The following is a 14,970-nucleotide window of genomic DNA, read 5'->3' on the forward strand; positions in this document are numbered from 1 at the left end:
CGGGTCAGTCCGCCCGCAACGGCATCGACAGATACGGGCCCTCGCCTTCGCGCGCCGGGCCACGCCGCAATAGCTGCAGGTGGCGACCGTCGGCAGACAGTTGTGGCATGCGGGTGTCCGAACGCCACTGCGCGGGCAACCGCGCCAGTGCCTCGTCGGCTGGCCCGGCCTGTTGCCGCAGCCAGCGCTGCGCGCCGAGCAGGCGGATCATCGCCGCTGCGTCCTGGCTGCGCGCCGCGTACTGCGTGTAGGACGGCCCGGCGATGGCGCTCAATGTGCATCCCAGCGGATTGGCCACGCAGCCCACATCCCATCGGGGCGGTGGCGGGACAAGGAGCGGGACGTCGGCCGCCAGCGCCGTAGCTGCAGCAGGCCGGCATGCCCAGCCGAAATTGCCGGCGACCCGGGCCAGGGTGTGGTCGCGATCCAGCAGCAGGCGGCTGCCTGCTGTCTGCGTGGACGCCTCGATGGCCGCCTTGTTCATCGCAAATTCGCCCTGCATCGCTTGACACAGGCTCTGCTCGTCGGCGTCCAGCGGCTGCAGCGCCACCTCGCAGGAGGCGGGCAGCACGTAATCCGGTGATTGCTCGACCAGCATGTCGCCCAGCAACGCGGCATGGGTCCTCACCACGGCGGCACCCATCATGCTGTCCACCAGCGTGCTGCCGGTGCGCATCATCCGCCGCCCGAACTGAACCGATCTGCAGCCTGCCTCGACGGCACCGGCAACATCGCCCTGCAGATAGGCCAGTGCCTGCGCACTGGTGCCATCCAACAGCGGCGTGTACGCCGGCAGCGGCAGGAGTTCGCTTTCGAAGGGCTGGAACGGGGAATCGAAACGATCGTAGTCCGCCATCCGCGCCAGCCGCTCGTGCAGGCCGGCATGCCCGGCGTGAGCGTCAGCGAAGCGCTGCGGATCAGCGCGCACCTGTGCCAGGCAGCCGACGGGCCCGACGGCACAACGACCTGCCCCATCCAGAGTCAACGGTGCGTGTTTGGCGGCCAGCGCCGACGCGTGCGACGCCTGCGATGGCGAGGCCTTCCAGCGCTGCACATCGTCGGCCAACGCCGCCTCGCGCTGGGCCTGGTCCAGCCCATCGAAGGGCAGCGTCCACAGCAGGGCGAAGCCGTTGCGACCTTCGTTGGGTTGCACGGCCTCAAGCAGACGCCTGTCTTCCCGCTGGGCGGCCGACAACGGCCAGAACCTCGACAGCAGCCATGCCGCGACGGCCATCACCACCAGGGCCAGCATTGCCCAGCCCAACCACCGCAGCATCTTCAACACAGCATCCTTTCCCTGCATGGCCAGCACCGCCAACGGACAGCGTAAACGAGCGGCCGCGACCGCTACAATGCGCGCATGTCGCTCGAAGCCCCCGCCCTGGTTCCCCGCCCCTCCCTGCAGCGCCTGTTCCTGACCGGCCTGCTGACCCTGTTGCCGATCTGGCTGACTTGGGTGGTGGTCAAATTCGTGTTCGTGCTGCTGTCGGGCATTTCCAGCCCGCTGGTAGTGCCGCTGTCCGAACAGATCGCGACCAACTTCCCGCATTACCTCGGCTGGGTCCGCGCCGAATGGATCCAGAACACCATCGCCCTGCTGGCCACGCTGCTGGTGATCCTGGCGGTGGGCGTGGCCAGCCGCCGCGTGGTCGGCCAGCGCCTGCTGCGCTGGGTCGGTGCGGTCATCAAGCGCATTCCGCTGGCCAGCATCATCTATGACAGCGCCAAGAAGCTGCTGGACATGCTGCAGACCGAGCCGGGCAGCACCCAGCGCGTGGTGCTGATCGACTTCCCGCATCGCGACATGAAATCAGTCGGCCTGGTCACCCGGGTCATCAAGGAACAGGGCACCGACCGCGAACTGGCGGCCGTCTACGTGCCCACCACGCCGAACCCGACCTCGGGCTATCTGGAGATCGTGCCCGTCGAACTGCTCACCCCGACCGACTGGACGGTGGACCAAGCGATGAGCTTCATCATTTCCGGCGGTGCAGTGGCGCCCTCCAGCGTTCCGTTCACCCGCGCTGGCGATCGTTCCGAATGAGCGAGGCGTCGCACGCGCGCCCGCTGCAGGACCGCGCGGTCCTGCTGTTCATCGTGCTGGCCGCGTTCTTCTGTGGCAACGCCGTACTGGCCGAACTGATCGGGGTGAAGATCTTCGCCCTGGAAGACACCCTCGGCATCGATCCGCTGAACTGGAACCTGTTCGGCCAGACCGGCTCGTTGAGCTTCACCGCCGGCACGCTGCTGTGGCCGGTGGTGTTCATCATGACCGACACCATCAACGAATTCTTCGGCAAGCGCGGGGTACGTTTCATCTCGTGGCTGGCGGTGGTGCTGATCGCCTACGGTTTCCTGTTCGCCTTCGCTGCGATCTCGCTGGCACCGGCCAACTGGTGGGTGACCTCGATGGATGCCCACGGCGTGCCCGATTACCAGGCCGCGTTCGCGGCGGTGTTCGGACAGGGCATGTGGACCATCGCCGGTTCGCTGGTGGCATTCCTGTTCGGCCAGTTGATCGACGTGGCGGTGTTCCATCGCATCCGCCAGGCCACCGGCGAGCGCCATGTATGGCTGCGCGCCACCGGTTCCACCGCGGTCTCGCAGCTGGTGGATAGCTTCGTGGTGATCTGGATCGCCTTCGTGCTCGGCCCGCAGCACTGGCCGACATCGCTGTTCCTGGCGGTGAGCAGTGTCAACTATGTCTACAAGATGGGCTTTGCGATCGCCCTGATTCCGTTGCTGTACCTGATGCGGCGTGCAATCACCCGTTATCTGGGCGAACACCGCGCCGCCGACCTGCGCGCTGCGGCCGCGGCTGACTGAAGCCCCAGCGGCGCGCAAGCTGACTGCGCCCTCACGCTGGCCGTACGCGCGCGGATCGTGCAAGCTCCACGGTCTGTGTTCCACGGAAGCTTCTTGATGCCGTATTCCCCCCGCGTCCTGGCCGCCGCCATCGCCGCGTTGTTCCTGTTCAGCGCCGTTCCGCCGGCCGAAGCAGCGAAGAAGAAGGGCAGCCGCCCCGCCGCCGCGCAGACCCGCCAGGCAGCCAAGCCGAAGGCCCGCGCCGGCACACGTGCCACCCCGCCGGCCCGCGGCAGTTCGGCGCGCCGCGCCGCGCCGCGCCCGGTCGCCCCGGCCCGCGCAGTGCCCAAGCAGGTGCAGCTGGAGCGCTTGTACGACGAATACTGGGATGCCTCAATGCGGTTGAACCCGCTGCAGGCGACCTTCCAGGGCGAGCCGCGCTACAACGACCAGCTGCCCAATATTCTTTCCGCCGCCTGGCGCCAGCAATCGCACGACTTCACCACCGAATGGCTGGGCAAGGTCGAGAAGATCGGCAGCGACGGCCTGCAGGGGCAGGACCTGCTCAGCTACGAGATCTTCGTGCGCGACGCCCGCGCCTCGCTGGCCGCCGAACGCTATCCGAGCTGGATGATGCCGATCAGCCAGTACTACAACGTCGGCAGCATCATGGCCATCCTCGGCGCCGGTGCTGGCGCGCAGCCGTTCAACACGGCCAAGGACTACGACACCTGGTCGCGCCGCTCGCTGGGCATTCCCGATCTGTTCGACCAGGCCATCGCCAACATGCGCCAGGGCATGAAGGCCGGCGTGGTGCAGCCGCGCGACCTGATGGAAAAAGTACTGCCGCAGCTGGACGCGGTGATCAAGCCGACCGCCGAAGAGAGCATCTTCTGGTCGCCGATCCGGACCATGCCGGAGTCCATCTCCGCCGAAGACAAGGCGCGCATCAGCGCCGAGTACAAGCGCATGATCGAACTGCGCATCATGCCGGCCTACCGCGCCCTGCGTGGCTTCATCGCCACCGAATACCTGCCTGCCACGCGCAGCAGCAGCGGCCTCGGCGCACTGCCCGATGGGCAGGCGTGGTATGCCAACCTGATCGTGCAGACCACCGCCAGCCAGCAGACCGCCGCGCAGCTGCACGCGCTGGGCGAACAGCGTGTGCAGGAGCTGCAGGCGCAGATCACCACGGTGATGCGCGATGGCAAGCTGCGCAGTTCGCAGGCCAAGCTGCTGCGCAGCATGCGCAACGACCGCCAGTTCCAGTACAGCGACGCCAACGCGCTGCTCAACCGTTACCGGCAGGTGCAGCAGCAGGTCGATGCACGCCTGCCGCTGGTGCTGGACACCCTGCCGAAGGCGCCGCTGCAGATCCATGCAGTGGAACCGGAGCGCGCCATGACCGCCGCCGCAGCCTCCTACCAGCCGTCGCCCCCGGGGCAACCCGGCGTGCTGTTCGTCAACACCCGCGACCTGCCCAGCCGCAAGCGCTGGAACGTGCCGGTGCAGTACCTGCATGAAGCCATTCCCGGCCACCACGTGCAGCTGGGCCTGCAGCAGGAACTGACCAAGCTGCCGCGCTTCCGCCGCCTCGGCGGTGACCTCGCCTTCGTCGAAGGCTGGGGCCTGTATGCGGAGACCCTGGGCGAAGACCTCGGCGCGTACACCGATCCGTACGACCGCATCGGCTACCTGTATTCGCGCCTGCTGCGCGCCGCGCGCGTGGTCGCCGACACCGGCGTGCATGCGCAGGGCTGGAGCAAGCAGCAGGCCGTGACCTATCTGCAGAAGACCGTGGACATGAGCAGCGACGACGCCAACGCCGAGGTCGAACGGATCATGGCCCAGCCTGGCCAGGCGCTGTCCAACGTGGCGGGCCTGACCACGATCATCGCCCTGCGCGACAAGGCCAAGGCACGCCAGGGTGCAGCGTTCGACCTGCGTCGCTTCCATGCCGAAGTGCTGAAGGACGGTTCGATGCCACTGGATGTACTGGACCACAAGATCGAACGCTGGCTGGCCCAGCCGGCCACGGCAACACCAGCACCAGCACCCGCACCCGCACCCTGACCGTCACGGAGCTGCCATGCGCCCTGCCGCCCTGCTGTGTATCGCCGTCCTCGCTGTGCTGCCGTCGATCACCCTGGCGGCGGCACCGCTGGCGCCGCCGGATGCAGGCATCGATGGCCTGATGCAGGCCTACGATGGCCAGGTGCCGGGTGCGGCGGTGCTGGTGCTGCACGACGGGCAGCCGGTATTCCGCCGCGGCTACGGGTTGGCCGTGGTCGAAGATGGCAGCGCAGTGACGCCGGCCAGCAACTTCCGCCTGGCCTCGGTCAGCAAGCAGTTCACCGCTGCGGCGGTGCTGTTGCTGATCGAGGACGGTCGCCTCGCACTGGACCAGCCCGCGCGGCGCTGGCTGCCGGAACTGCCGCCCGCCGCTGCCGCCATCACCTTGAGGCAGTTGCTGTCGCACACCAGCGGCCTGCTGGACTACGAAGACCTGATGGACCCTGCCGACACCCGGCAGGTGCACGACGCCGATGTGCTTGCCCTGCTCGCCCGCGAAGATCGGCTCGCCTTCGCACCCGGTACGCAGTACCGCTACAGCAACAGCGGCTACGCATTGCTGGCGCTGATCGTCGGCCGCGCCGCCGGCAGCGACTTTGCCAGCTTCCTGCAGCAGCGCATCTTCCGGCCACTGGGCATGGCGCATACCGTCGCCCACCAGGACGGTGTCGATGTTGTGGCGCAGCGTGCCTATGGCTACAGCGAGGTTGACGGCCACTGGCAACGCACCGACCAGAGCACGACCAGCGCCGTACTCGGCGACGGCGGCATCTACGCCTCGCTGGACGACCTCGCGCGCTGGGATGCGGCCCTGTACGACGACCGCCTGCTGTCGGCCGCATCACGCAAGGCGATGTTCAGCCCGGCCACCGCCACCACCGAAGCGGACGTACCGCACTACGGTTTCGGCTGGCGCTTGAACGGCCGCATGCAGTGGCACAGCGGCGAAAGCATCGGCTTCCGCAACGTGATCCTGCGCTACCCGGACAAACACCTGACCGTGATCGTGCTGAGCAACCGCAACGCCCCCGAACCCTATCCGCTGGCGCTGAAGATCGCCCAGCGCTGGCTGGACACCCTGCAATGACCCCCGAAACCACCGGCCTGCTGGGCATCCACCATGCCGCACTGATCTGCAGCGACTACGCGCGCTCGAAAGACTTCTACGTGCGCGTGCTGGGCCTGCGCATACTGGCCGAGAACCACCGCGTCGCACGCGACTCGTGGAAGCTGGACCTGGCCCTCCCCGATGGCGGCCAACTGGAGCTGTTCTCCTTCCCCTCGCCGCCCGCACGGCCCAGCCGCCCCGAAGCCCAGGGCCTGCGCCACCTCGCGTTCCGGGTGGCTGCGCTGGAACCATTCATCGAACGCCTGGCCAGCCACGGCGTAGCCTGCGAACCGATCCGCGTGGACGAATACACCGGCCGCCGCTTCACCTTCTTCGCCGACCCCGACGACCTGCCGCTGGAGCTGTACGAGATCGGTTGAGCGATCCTCAATCGCGAAGTTCATCCACGCATGGCGTGGATCTACGTGTCGACCAAGGTCGACACCTACCAAGAGCAGGCCGTGCCATTCCGACAGGTGTTCATCCATACATGGCATGGATCCAAGTGTCGACCAAGGTCGACACCCACCAACAGCAGGCCATGCCATTCCGACAGATCGCAGGACTCTGTCGAAGGCGGGGTGGGTCCGGTTGCGGGGGCGTGAGCCGCATGGATGCGGCGACCGAGCTTGCATGGACGTACTTGCAGCGTCCCCCGCAACCGGACCCACCCCGCCATCCCACAGAACAGCCGCTTTTGCCGTTGCTCCGGCCGTTGCCTCTGCGGGTGCCGGGCGCAGCCCGGCCAAGCCCCCCTTCCCCATACCCCGCCGAATGGGTATACAGTCGACCCGTACCGGCATCGTGCCGGAATGAACCCTGGGAGGGGACCATGCGCAAGACCTTCAAGACCCTGCTGCTGGCGCTGCCGCTGTGCCTGGCCGCGCTCTCCGCGCAGGCCGCCGACAGTGCCGCCGGCCGCTGGAAGACCATCGACGACAAGACCGGCAAGGTGAAGTCGATCGTCGAGATCAGCCAGGCCGCCAACGGCACGCTGACCGGCCGTGTGGTCGAGATCCTGCATTCGGACAAGGGCCCGAACCCGGTCTGCGACGGTTGCGAAGGCGCCAACAAGAACAAGCCGGTGCGCGGCATGACCATCCTCTGGAACCTGGCCCAGGACAAGGGCAGCACCAGCAAGTGGTCCGGCGGCACCATCCTCGACCCGGGCAACGGCAAGACCTACAAGTCCAAGCTGGAACTCCAGTCCGGTGGCACCAAGCTGGATGTGGCCGGCTGCATCGCCTTCATCTGCCGCACGCAGACCTGGGTGCGCGAGTAAGCGCACCGGTCCTGCACGGCCCCCAGTGACCCGGCTCCGGCCGGGTCACCGCGTTGCGGGCATGCGATAATCCCCGGTTCCCCCTGGCTGCACCCCGTGACCATGACCCGTACCGCGCTCGTCACCACCGCCCTGCCCTACGCCAACGGCCCGCTGCACCTGGGCCACCTGGTCGGCTACATCCAGGCTGACATCTGGGTGCGTGCGCGTCGAATGAGCGGCGGCAAGGCCTGGTTCGTGTGCGCCGACGACACCCACGGCACGCCGATCATGCTGGCTGCGGAGAAGGCCGGGGTCACCCCGGAAGCCTTCATCGCCAACATCCAGGCCAGTCACGAACGCGATTTCGCCGCCTTTGGCGTCGCCTTCGACCATTACGACTCGACCAATTCGGCGGCCAACAAGGCACTGACCGAGGCGTTCTACCTGAAGCTGGAAGCCGCTGGCCACATCAGCCGTCGTTCCGTGGCGCAGTTCTACGACCCGGCCAAGGGCATGTTCCTGCCCGACCGCTACGTCAAGGGCATCTGCCCCAACTGCGGCAGCGCCGACCAGTACGGCGACAACTGCGAAGTCTGCGGCGCCACCTATGCGCCGACCGACCTGAAGGAACCGCGCTCGGTGATCTCCGGGGCCACCCCGGAAATGCGCGATTCGGAGCACTTCTTCTTCGAGGTCGGCCACTTCGACGGCTTCCTGCGCGACTGGCTGGCCGGCGATGTCGCCCTGCCCGGCGTGAAGGCCAAACTCGGTGAATGGCTCAATGCCGAAGGTGGCCTGCGCGCGTGGGACATCTCGCGCGATGCGCCGTACTTCGGTTTCGAGATTCCCGGCCAGCCGGGCAAGTACTTCTACGTCTGGCTGGACGCGCCGATCGGCTACCTGTCCAGCTTCCAGACGTTGTGCGGCAAGATCGGCGAGGATTTCGAAGCGCACCTGCGTGCCGGCACCAGCACCGAGCTGCATCATTTCCTCGGCAAGGACATCGTCAACTTCCACGGCCTGTTCTGGCCGGCGGTGCTGCACGGCACCGGCCACCGCGCGCCGACGCGCCTGCACGTCAACGGCTACCTGACCGTCGATGGCGCGAAGATGAGCAAGTCGCGCGGCACCTTCGTGATGGCGCGTACGTTCCTGGATGCCGGCCTGGAGCCGGAGGCGCTGCGTTACTACTTCGCCGCCAAGTCCGGTGGCGGCGTCGACGACCTCGACCTGAACCTGGGCGACTTCATCGCCCGCGTCAATGCCGATCTGGTCGGCAAGTTCGTCAACCTCGCCAGCCGCTGCGCCGGTTTCATCAGCAAGCGCTTCGATGGCCAGTTGGCCGCGCAGCTGCCCGACGCGGCGCAGTACCAGCGCTTCGTCGATGGTTTGGCGCCAATCCGTGAAGCCTACGAGCGCAACGACCCGGCCGCGGCGATCCGCCTGACCATGACCCTGGCCGATGAAGCCAACCGCTACATCGATGACGTCAAGCCGTGGGTGATCGCCAAGCAGGAAGGCGCCGACGCGCAGCTGCAGGCGGTGTGCAGCCAGGGCCTGAACCTGTTCCGCGTGCTGGTCACCGCCTTGAAGCCGGTGCTGCCGGCCACCGCCGCGCAGGCCGAGGCCTTCCTGGCCGCGCCGGTGAATGACTGGACCGCGCTGGCGCAGCCGCTGCTGGGCCACCGCATCACCGAATACACCCCGCTGTTCACCCGTATCGACCCGAAGAAGATTGACGCCATGATCGACGCCTCCAAGGACACCCTGACCGCTGCCGCTGCAGCCCCCGCAGCGAAGGTGGAAGCCGCCAAGCCTGCCGCACCGGTGGTGGCCAAGGACGAAGCAAAGAGCGCTGACGCGCCGGCCTACATCGGCATCGACGACTTCGCCAAGCTCGACCTGCGCATCGGCAAGGTGCTGGTGTGCGAGTTCGTGGAAGGTTCGGACAAGCTGCTGCGTTTCGAACTGGATGCGGGCGAACTCGGCAAGCGCCAGATCTTCTCCGGCATCCGCGCCAGCTACGGCGAGCCGGAAGCGCTGGTCGGCCGCAGCGTGGTGTTCATCGCCAACCTGGCCCCGCGCAAGATGCGCTTCGGCCTGAGCGAAGGCATGATCCTGTCGGCCGGTTTCGATGGCGGCGCGCTGGCGCTGCTGGACGCCGACAGCAGCGCGCAGCCGGGCATGCCGGTGCGTTGATGCAACACGGGCGCGGCCCCGGCCGCGCCCGGTCATGAGCACCGCGAAGGGAGGTACCGTGATGGGAGATGCTGCGTTGGAACTGGCGCTGTTCGACTTCGACCACACCGTTACCACCTGCGACACCTACGGCCGCTTCCTGCGCCGGGTTGCCACCGCCGAACAGCTGGCACAGGCCTGGTGGAAAGTCGGCCCCTGGCTGCTGGCCTACAAGCTGAAGCTGATCTCCGCCGAGCGCATCCGCGCACGGGTGACCCGGTTGACCTTCAGCGAGCGCCACGCCGATGACATCGAGACGCTGGCGGCGGGCTTTTCCCGCGAGTTCCTGCCCGATGTCGTGCGTCCGGAAATGCTGGAGCAGATCCGTTGGCACAAGGAGCAGCAGCACACCGTGGTGGTGGTGTCCGGTTCACTGGACCTGTACCTGCGGCCGTGGTGCGAACAACTGGGCCTGCAGCTGATCTGCAATCGACTGGAAAGCGAAAGCGGACGCCTGACCGGCCGCTACGCCGGTGGCGATTGTGGCCCGCGCAAGGTCGAGCACATCCGTCGCCAGTTCGATCTGTCACGCTACACACGCATCCATGCCTACGGTGACAGCGCCGAAGATCGGCCGATGCTGGCCCTGGCGCACGAGCGCTGGTACCGCGGCAAACCCCTGAAGTAACCACACGCGCAGCCTTCGCCACGCATGAGCCTGATTCCGCCCCTGACCGAACGCCTGGACCGCTTGCTGCCGCAGACCCAATGCGGGCAATGCGGCTACGACGGCTGTCGCCCGTATGCGCAGGCGATGGCCCGTGGTGAGGTGGGCGTGGATCGTTGTCCGCCGGGCGGCGATGCCGGGGCGCGGGCGTTGGCGCAGGTGCTGGGTGTGCCGGCGCTGCCGTTTGATCGCAGTCGTGGCGAGCACAAGGCGCCGCAGGTGGCGTTGATCGTGGAGGCTGACTGCATCGGGTGTACGAAGTGCATACAGGCATGCCCGGTGGATGCGATCGTCGGCGGGGCGAAATACATGCATACGGTGATTGCGGATCTGTGCACGGGGTGCGAGTTGTGTATTCCGCCGTGTCCTGTGGATTGCATCGAGCTGGTGTTGGTGTAGTTTTTTTTTTGCGACGCGGCGGCGTCGCGTTGCGCGTTTTCAAGCAACAGCAACGGCAACAGCCGGAGCGTCGGCTGGCTGGGTTTGATGGTCTGGGCTGGTGGGCGGGGGCAAGCGGGACACGCCGTGAACCCATCCATGGGGGCTCGATGGCGCCATCCATGGCGCCAACGGTCCCGCTTGCCCCCGCCCACCAGCCCTCGACAGATATCCGTCACGGACGGTCGAGCAACTGCAATGCTATGGCTGGGGTGTTGGTAGGTGCGGACCTTGGTCCGCACCATCTGTCCGACGTCATGGACCTTCGTCGCAAACGACCTGCCCTGTGTGCACTGGCAACTATCGAATCACGATGCATGTCGCAGATTGCTCGATCATTCGCGACCCTTGCGCCAGCTGCGCTTGAGGCTGTTCAACAGCATGCAAAAATGCTGAAAGCGTCTTGATGGTGCGAGCAATGCAACGCGTCTGATTGGCATTGCGCAGCAGCAGGTTTACAGATGGTGAGCCACCGGAAAAGGGTGGCCGGGCTTCGAAAACCCGTTTTGTCGAACGTTGTTTACGCTTGCCAGCCGGCGTCACCTTGCGTGGCGCCGGCTGGCAATCCGTCTGCCGGCTATGGCGGGCGGGGCGTGGGGGTCTTCGGGCCAGCCGGAGCGTTCGACACCGGTTTTCGAGCCACGTCTCCGTCCGCCACCTTTGAGTGGCGGCTACCGTCTGTCCTGCACGGAGCCTTGCCATGAACGCATCGGATTTCCCCCATCTGCACGCTTACCTCGGCCCGGCAGACGCCGGCGAGGACACTGAACCGTCACCAGCGCATGATCCCACTACGCTGGTTGCAACCTTGCGCCGCATCGGCACCGGCGCGGCGGCCGATGGCCAAGCGTGGCCGGAACGGCATCAACTTCCCAGCCGGTGCATGGCACTGGCCGATGCCGACTGCGCGCTGGCCGGGCTGCGGGTGGTGCAGGAGGTCATGCTGGCCGCCGAACGCGCCCGGCAGAATGGGGCGCCGGAAGAATACGTCGGCGACCGGGTCATGGAAGGCTTGATGCTTGCCTGCGTGGCCTTGTGCGCGCAGGCAAGCTCACGACTGCAGCCGCCGCTGTAACGGATGTTGCAGCGTCAGCCCCCCCGGCAAACGGGGTCAGATCCCTTTTCCGGAGTAAAAGGGATCTGACCCCTGTCCGGTCATTACGGCACGGCCGCCGTAACGATGATCTCGACCTTCCATTCGGCGTGCGCAAGCTTGGCTTCGACGGTGGCGCGGGCCGGGGTCGCGCCCTCCACCACCCACTCGTCCCACGCCTTGTTCATGCCTTCGAAGTCAGCCATGTCGGCCAGGAAGATCTCCGCACGCAGCACGTGCTGGCGGTCACTGGCCACCAGCGCCAGCAACTTGTCGATCTCGGCCAGTACCTGCCGGGTCTGCCCGGTGATGTCCTGGCTGGTGTCTTCCGGAATCTGGCCGGAAAGGTAGGCAACCTTGTTGTACACGGTCATCTCGGACATGCGCGGTCCGACGTCGTAACGCTCCATCATGGGCGTGGCTCCTGCGGGTGGTCTGAACTGCATTCTCACCCAGCCGGCGTGGGAAGTGTGTGCCCGGTGCGGCCACTGAATACCGCCACCGGCGGCACAGCCGTACCGCTGGTCAAACCGCGCTGGCAGGCGCACGATGCGCGACGCCCTGCGTTGACACCGCCCTCGCCCTTACTGACGCACCCTTGCGCCGATGACCGCCCCTACCGATTCCGTCCCTGCCGCCGCTGCCCCGACCTGGAAGCGGGTCGTCACCATCGTCGTTCCATTGCTGATCCTGGCGCTGGCCCTGCACGGGCTGGCCGGGGAATTCGATGAGCACGGCTATCGCGCGATCCGCCAGGCCTTCCGCCAGCTCAGCGGTGCCCAGATCGCGCTCACCGTGCTGCTCGGCCTGGCCAGCTACGCGTGCCTGATCGGCTTCGATGCAATCGGCCTGCGCCGCAGCGGCATCCGCGTGCACCCGGCACGGATCGGCATCACCGCGTTCCTGGCCCACACCCTGGGCCAGACCGTGGGCTTTGCCGCACTCACCGGTGGTGCCGTGCGCCTGCGTGGCTACCGCAGTGCCGGCCTGGACCTCGCGCAGATCGGCCAGGTGGTGCTGATGAGCACGCTGGGCTTCATCTTCGGCGCGTGGCTGCTGATCGGTGTGGCGCTGTGCATGGAGCCGGCCGCTGCCGCGCTTGCGCTGCCGCTGGACCCTGCGGCGGTGCGCGTGGTCGGCATCGTCGCGCTGACCGCCTTTGCGGCCACCTTCATCCTGGTCGGCCGCGACGGTCGCCAGTTCCGCATCTTCGGCCATGGCCTGTGGCTGCCCGACCGACGCACCATGCTGGGTGTCACCGTGCTCAGCGTGGTCGAACTGGTGTTGGCCAGTGCCGCGTTCTACGTGCTGTTGCCGGATTCCACACCGACCGGCCTGCCTGGTTTCGTCGGCCTGTATCTCGTGGCCGTGCTGGCCGGCCTGGTCTCCACAGTGCCGGCCGGCCTGGGCGTGTTCGAGTGGAGCCTGCTGAAGCTGCTGCCGCAGGTGGCGCCCGCGGCGGTGCTGGCGGCGGCGTTGATCTACCGCGTCAGCTACTACGTGCTGCCGCTGCTGCTGGCCACCGTGCTGGCACTGGCACCCGCGCTGCGGCAACCGCTGCAGGCCAGCGCAGGGGCAACCCGCGCCGGCTGGTACGCGCTGCGTCCGTGGTTGCCGCAGATCATCGCGCTGGCCGCCTTCAGCGTCGGCGCCGCGCTGGTCATCGACGGCACCCTGCCCACGCCACGGCGGCACCTGATCAATGCCTCGCTGCCTATCCTGGAAACCTCGCACCTGATCGGCAGCCTGGGCGGCGTCGCCCTGCTGCTGATCGGCCAGGGCCTGGCCCGCCGCAGCCACGCGGCCTGGATGCTGGCGATGGCGATCTGCGTGATCGCGCCGCTGCCGATCTGGCTGCGCGGCGGCCAACCGCTGATCGCCCTGTCGGCGTTGCTGGTGGCGATGGCGCTGTGGGCGGCGCGGCGCGAGTTCTATCGCCAGGGCGCGCTGCTGGACGAAGCCTGGTCGTGGCCATGGCTGCGCAACCTCGGCCTGGTGCTGGTGGCGGTGACGTGGCTTCTGTTCTTCACTTACAGCCATGTCGAATACCAGAACGAGCTGTGGTGGCAGTTCGCGGTGTCCGGCAATGCGCCGCGCGCGCTGCGTGCGCTGCTGCTGGTGGCGATGGCACTGGTGATGTTCGGGCTGGCGCGGTTGCTGCACAGCACGCGCAGCCCGCTGCCGCCTGCCGACGACGCAACCCTGCAGGCGCTGGCACCGGTGCTGGCAGGTGCTACCGATACCCAGGCCTGCCTGGTGCTGACCGCCGACAAGGCGGTACTGCGCGATGCGGAACACAAGGGCTTTGTGATGATGCAGCGCTACGGCGGCTCGCTGATCGCGATGGGCGATCCGGTCGGGCCGCCCGAGGTGGCGCGTGCATTGATCTGGCGCTTCCGCGAGGAAGCCGACCGGCTCGGCCTGCGCCCGGTGTTCTACCAGGTGGGTGAAGCGTATTGGCAGACCTATCTCGATCTCGGCCTGGGTCTGGTCAAGCTGGGTGAAGAGGCCATGGTGCCGCTGCACGACTTCGGTCTGGAAGGCCGCGAGCGTGCCGACCTGCGGCAAGCCTGGAACCGCGGCAAGCGCGGTGGGCTGTCCTTCCGCGTTGCACCGGCGGAAGAGATCCCTGCCCTGCTGCCACGCCTGCATGCCATTTCCAACGCGTGGCTGGACGACAAGTCCGGCGACGAGAAGGGCTTCTCGCTGGGCAGCTACGACCCGGACTATCTCGTGCGTTTCCCGATCGCCCTGGTCGAAGCCGAAGGCCGGATCGTGGCCTTTGCCAACCTGTGGCAGGCACCGGCCGGCGCTGAACTATCAGTGGATCTGATGCGTCACGTCAGCGACGCACCGAAGGGCACGATGGATTTCCTGTTCATCGAGCTGTTCCTGTGGGGGCGCGCGCAGGGGTATGCGCGATTCTCGCTGGGCATGGCGCCGCTGTCCGGCCTGGCCCAGCACCGCCTGGCCGGTCGCTGGAACCGCCTGGCCGGCCTGCTCGCGCGGCATGGCGAGCGCTTCTATGGCTTCAGTGGCCTGCGCAGGTTCAAGTCGAAGTTCGATCCGCAGTGGCGACCGCGCTACCTGGCCGCGCCCGGCGGCATGCACCTGCCGGCCGCGCTGCTGGATGCCACGCGGCTGATCTCGCTGGACCCGCGGCGGAATTGAGGTCACGATCCGCCGGGCATGGCCCGGCGCTACCTGCCGCCCGGTAGGTGTCGACCTTGGTCGACACACTTCCTGCCGTGATGGTCCAAGCCGCAGCGCCGACCAAGGTCGGC

General features: G+C 67.3%; 13 protein-coding genes. 11 read left to right on the forward strand and 2 right to left on the reverse strand.

Features of this window, described 5'->3' with window-relative positions; genetic code table 11:
* Positions 1 to 4 precede the first annotated feature (4 nt).
* Positions 5 to 1,276 carry a hypothetical protein gene (locus CR156_RS13195; protein WP_243381981.1) on the reverse strand — a complete coding sequence of 424 codons (1,272 nt, stop codon included), beginning with the start codon at positions 1,274 to 1,276 and terminating at the stop codon, positions 5 to 7.
* 84 nt (positions 1,277 to 1,360) lie between these two features.
* Here CR156_RS13195 and CR156_RS13200 point away from each other — a divergent pair, with 84 nt between their 5' ends.
* From CR156_RS13200 to CR156_RS13245, 10 genes are all read left to right on the forward strand, one after another.
* Positions 1,361 to 2,044 (forward strand): DUF502 domain-containing protein, encoded by a 684-nt coding sequence (locus tag CR156_RS13200; RefSeq protein WP_100553172.1) that lies wholly within the window; start codon positions 1,361 to 1,363, stop codon positions 2,042 to 2,044.
* Positions 2,041 to 2,826, forward strand: a complete 786-nt coding sequence (locus tag CR156_RS13205; RefSeq protein ID WP_100553173.1) for a queuosine precursor transporter — start codon at positions 2,041 to 2,043, stop codon at positions 2,824 to 2,826. Before CR156_RS13200 ends, CR156_RS13205 begins: the two co-directional genes overlap by 4 nt.
* Positions 2,827 to 2,922: 96 nt before the next feature.
* Complete coding sequence (locus tag CR156_RS13210) at positions 2,923 to 4,878, forward strand: DUF885 domain-containing protein (RefSeq protein ID WP_100553174.1); 1,956 nt, start codon at positions 2,923 to 2,925, stop codon at positions 4,876 to 4,878.
* 16 nt (positions 4,879 to 4,894) lie between these two features.
* Positions 4,895 to 5,965, forward strand: coding sequence for a serine hydrolase domain-containing protein (locus CR156_RS13215; protein ID WP_100553175.1), 1,071 nt, complete (start codon positions 4,895 to 4,897; stop codon positions 5,963 to 5,965).
* Positions 5,962 to 6,366 (forward strand): SMU1112c/YaeR family gloxylase I-like metalloprotein, encoded by a 405-nt coding sequence (gloA2, locus tag CR156_RS13220; RefSeq protein ID WP_100553176.1) that lies wholly within the window; start codon positions 5,962 to 5,964, stop codon positions 6,364 to 6,366. Before CR156_RS13215 ends, gloA2 begins: the two co-directional genes overlap by 4 nt.
* A 452-nt stretch (positions 6,367 to 6,818) precedes the next feature.
* Positions 6,819 to 7,268, forward strand: a complete 450-nt coding sequence (locus CR156_RS13225) for a DUF2147 domain-containing protein (protein WP_100553177.1) — start codon at positions 6,819 to 6,821, stop codon at positions 7,266 to 7,268.
* A gap of 102 nt (positions 7,269 to 7,370) precedes the next feature.
* Positions 7,371 to 9,449, forward strand: a complete 2,079-nt coding sequence (gene metG / locus CR156_RS13230; RefSeq protein WP_100554169.1) for a methionine--tRNA ligase — start codon at positions 7,371 to 7,373, stop codon at positions 9,447 to 9,449.
* Between the two features lie 76 nt (positions 9,450 to 9,525).
* The gene (locus tag CR156_RS13235) at positions 9,526 to 10,116 is read left to right on the forward strand and encodes an HAD family hydrolase (protein WP_025879084.1); all 591 of its coding nucleotides are present in this window, start codon (positions 9,526 to 9,528) and stop codon (positions 10,114 to 10,116) included.
* Between the two features lie 24 nt (positions 10,117 to 10,140).
* Entirely contained in the window at positions 10,141 to 10,554 is a 414-nt protein-coding gene (gene rnfB, locus CR156_RS13240; RefSeq protein ID WP_100461287.1) for an Rnf electron transport complex subunit RnfB, read from the forward strand.
* A gap of 739 nt (positions 10,555 to 11,293) precedes the next feature.
* Positions 11,294 to 11,668 carry a hypothetical protein gene (locus tag CR156_RS13245; protein WP_100553178.1) on the forward strand — a complete coding sequence of 125 codons (375 nt, stop codon included), beginning with the start codon at positions 11,294 to 11,296 and terminating at the stop codon, positions 11,666 to 11,668.
* Between the two features lie 83 nt (positions 11,669 to 11,751).
* On the opposite strand, the gene CR156_RS13250 is transcribed toward CR156_RS13245, so the two are convergent.
* Positions 11,752 to 12,099: a RidA family protein gene (locus tag CR156_RS13250; protein ID WP_025879081.1), complete on the reverse strand. Its 348-nt coding sequence runs from the start codon at positions 12,097 to 12,099 to the stop codon at positions 11,752 to 11,754.
* A gap of 193 nt (positions 12,100 to 12,292) precedes the next feature.
* Here CR156_RS13250 and mprF point away from each other — a divergent pair, with 193 nt between their 5' ends.
* On the forward strand, positions 12,293 to 14,857 hold the full coding sequence (gene mprF / locus CR156_RS13255; RefSeq protein ID WP_100553179.1) for a bifunctional lysylphosphatidylglycerol flippase/synthetase MprF: 2,565 nt from the start codon (positions 12,293 to 12,295) through the stop codon (positions 14,855 to 14,857).
* Positions 14,858 to 14,970: the final 113 nt, after the last annotated feature.

The sequence above is a fragment of the Stenotrophomonas lactitubi genome, from assembly GCF_002803515.1.
GTDB classification, from domain to species: domain Bacteria; phylum Pseudomonadota; class Gammaproteobacteria; order Xanthomonadales; family Xanthomonadaceae; genus Stenotrophomonas; species Stenotrophomonas lactitubi.

What these genes read in the sequence shown, in the direction of transcription:
- CR156_RS13195 (WP_243381981.1), bottom strand. Translation starts at nt 1,276, where the DNA reads ATGCTGCGGTGGTTGGGCTGGGCAATGCTGGCCCTGGTGGTGATGGCC.
- CR156_RS13200 (WP_100553172.1), top strand. Translation starts at nt 1,361, where the DNA reads ATGTCGCTCGAAGCCCCCGCCCTGGTTCCCCGCCCCTCCCTGCAGCGC.
- CR156_RS13205 (WP_100553173.1), top strand. Translation starts at nt 2,041, where the DNA reads ATGAGCGAGGCGTCGCACGCGCGCCCGCTGCAGGACCGCGCGGTCCTG.
- CR156_RS13210 (WP_100553174.1), top strand. Translation starts at nt 2,923, where the DNA reads ATGCCGTATTCCCCCCGCGTCCTGGCCGCCGCCATCGCCGCGTTGTTC.
- CR156_RS13215 (WP_100553175.1), top strand. Translation starts at nt 4,895, where the DNA reads ATGCGCCCTGCCGCCCTGCTGTGTATCGCCGTCCTCGCTGTGCTGCCG.
- gloA2 (WP_100553176.1), top strand. Translation starts at nt 5,962, where the DNA reads ATGACCCCCGAAACCACCGGCCTGCTGGGCATCCACCATGCCGCACTG.
- CR156_RS13225 (WP_100553177.1), top strand. Translation starts at nt 6,819, where the DNA reads ATGCGCAAGACCTTCAAGACCCTGCTGCTGGCGCTGCCGCTGTGCCTG.
- metG (WP_100554169.1), top strand. Translation starts at nt 7,371, where the DNA reads ATGACCCGTACCGCGCTCGTCACCACCGCCCTGCCCTACGCCAACGGC.
- rnfB (WP_100461287.1), top strand. Translation starts at nt 10,141, where the DNA reads ATGAGCCTGATTCCGCCCCTGACCGAACGCCTGGACCGCTTGCTGCCG.
- CR156_RS13245 (WP_100553178.1), top strand. Translation starts at nt 11,294, where the DNA reads ATGAACGCATCGGATTTCCCCCATCTGCACGCTTACCTCGGCCCGGCA.
- CR156_RS13250 (WP_025879081.1), bottom strand. Translation starts at nt 12,099, where the DNA reads ATGATGGAGCGTTACGACGTCGGACCGCGCATGTCCGAGATGACCGTG.
- mprF (WP_100553179.1), top strand. Translation starts at nt 12,293, where the DNA reads ATGACCGCCCCTACCGATTCCGTCCCTGCCGCCGCTGCCCCGACCTGG.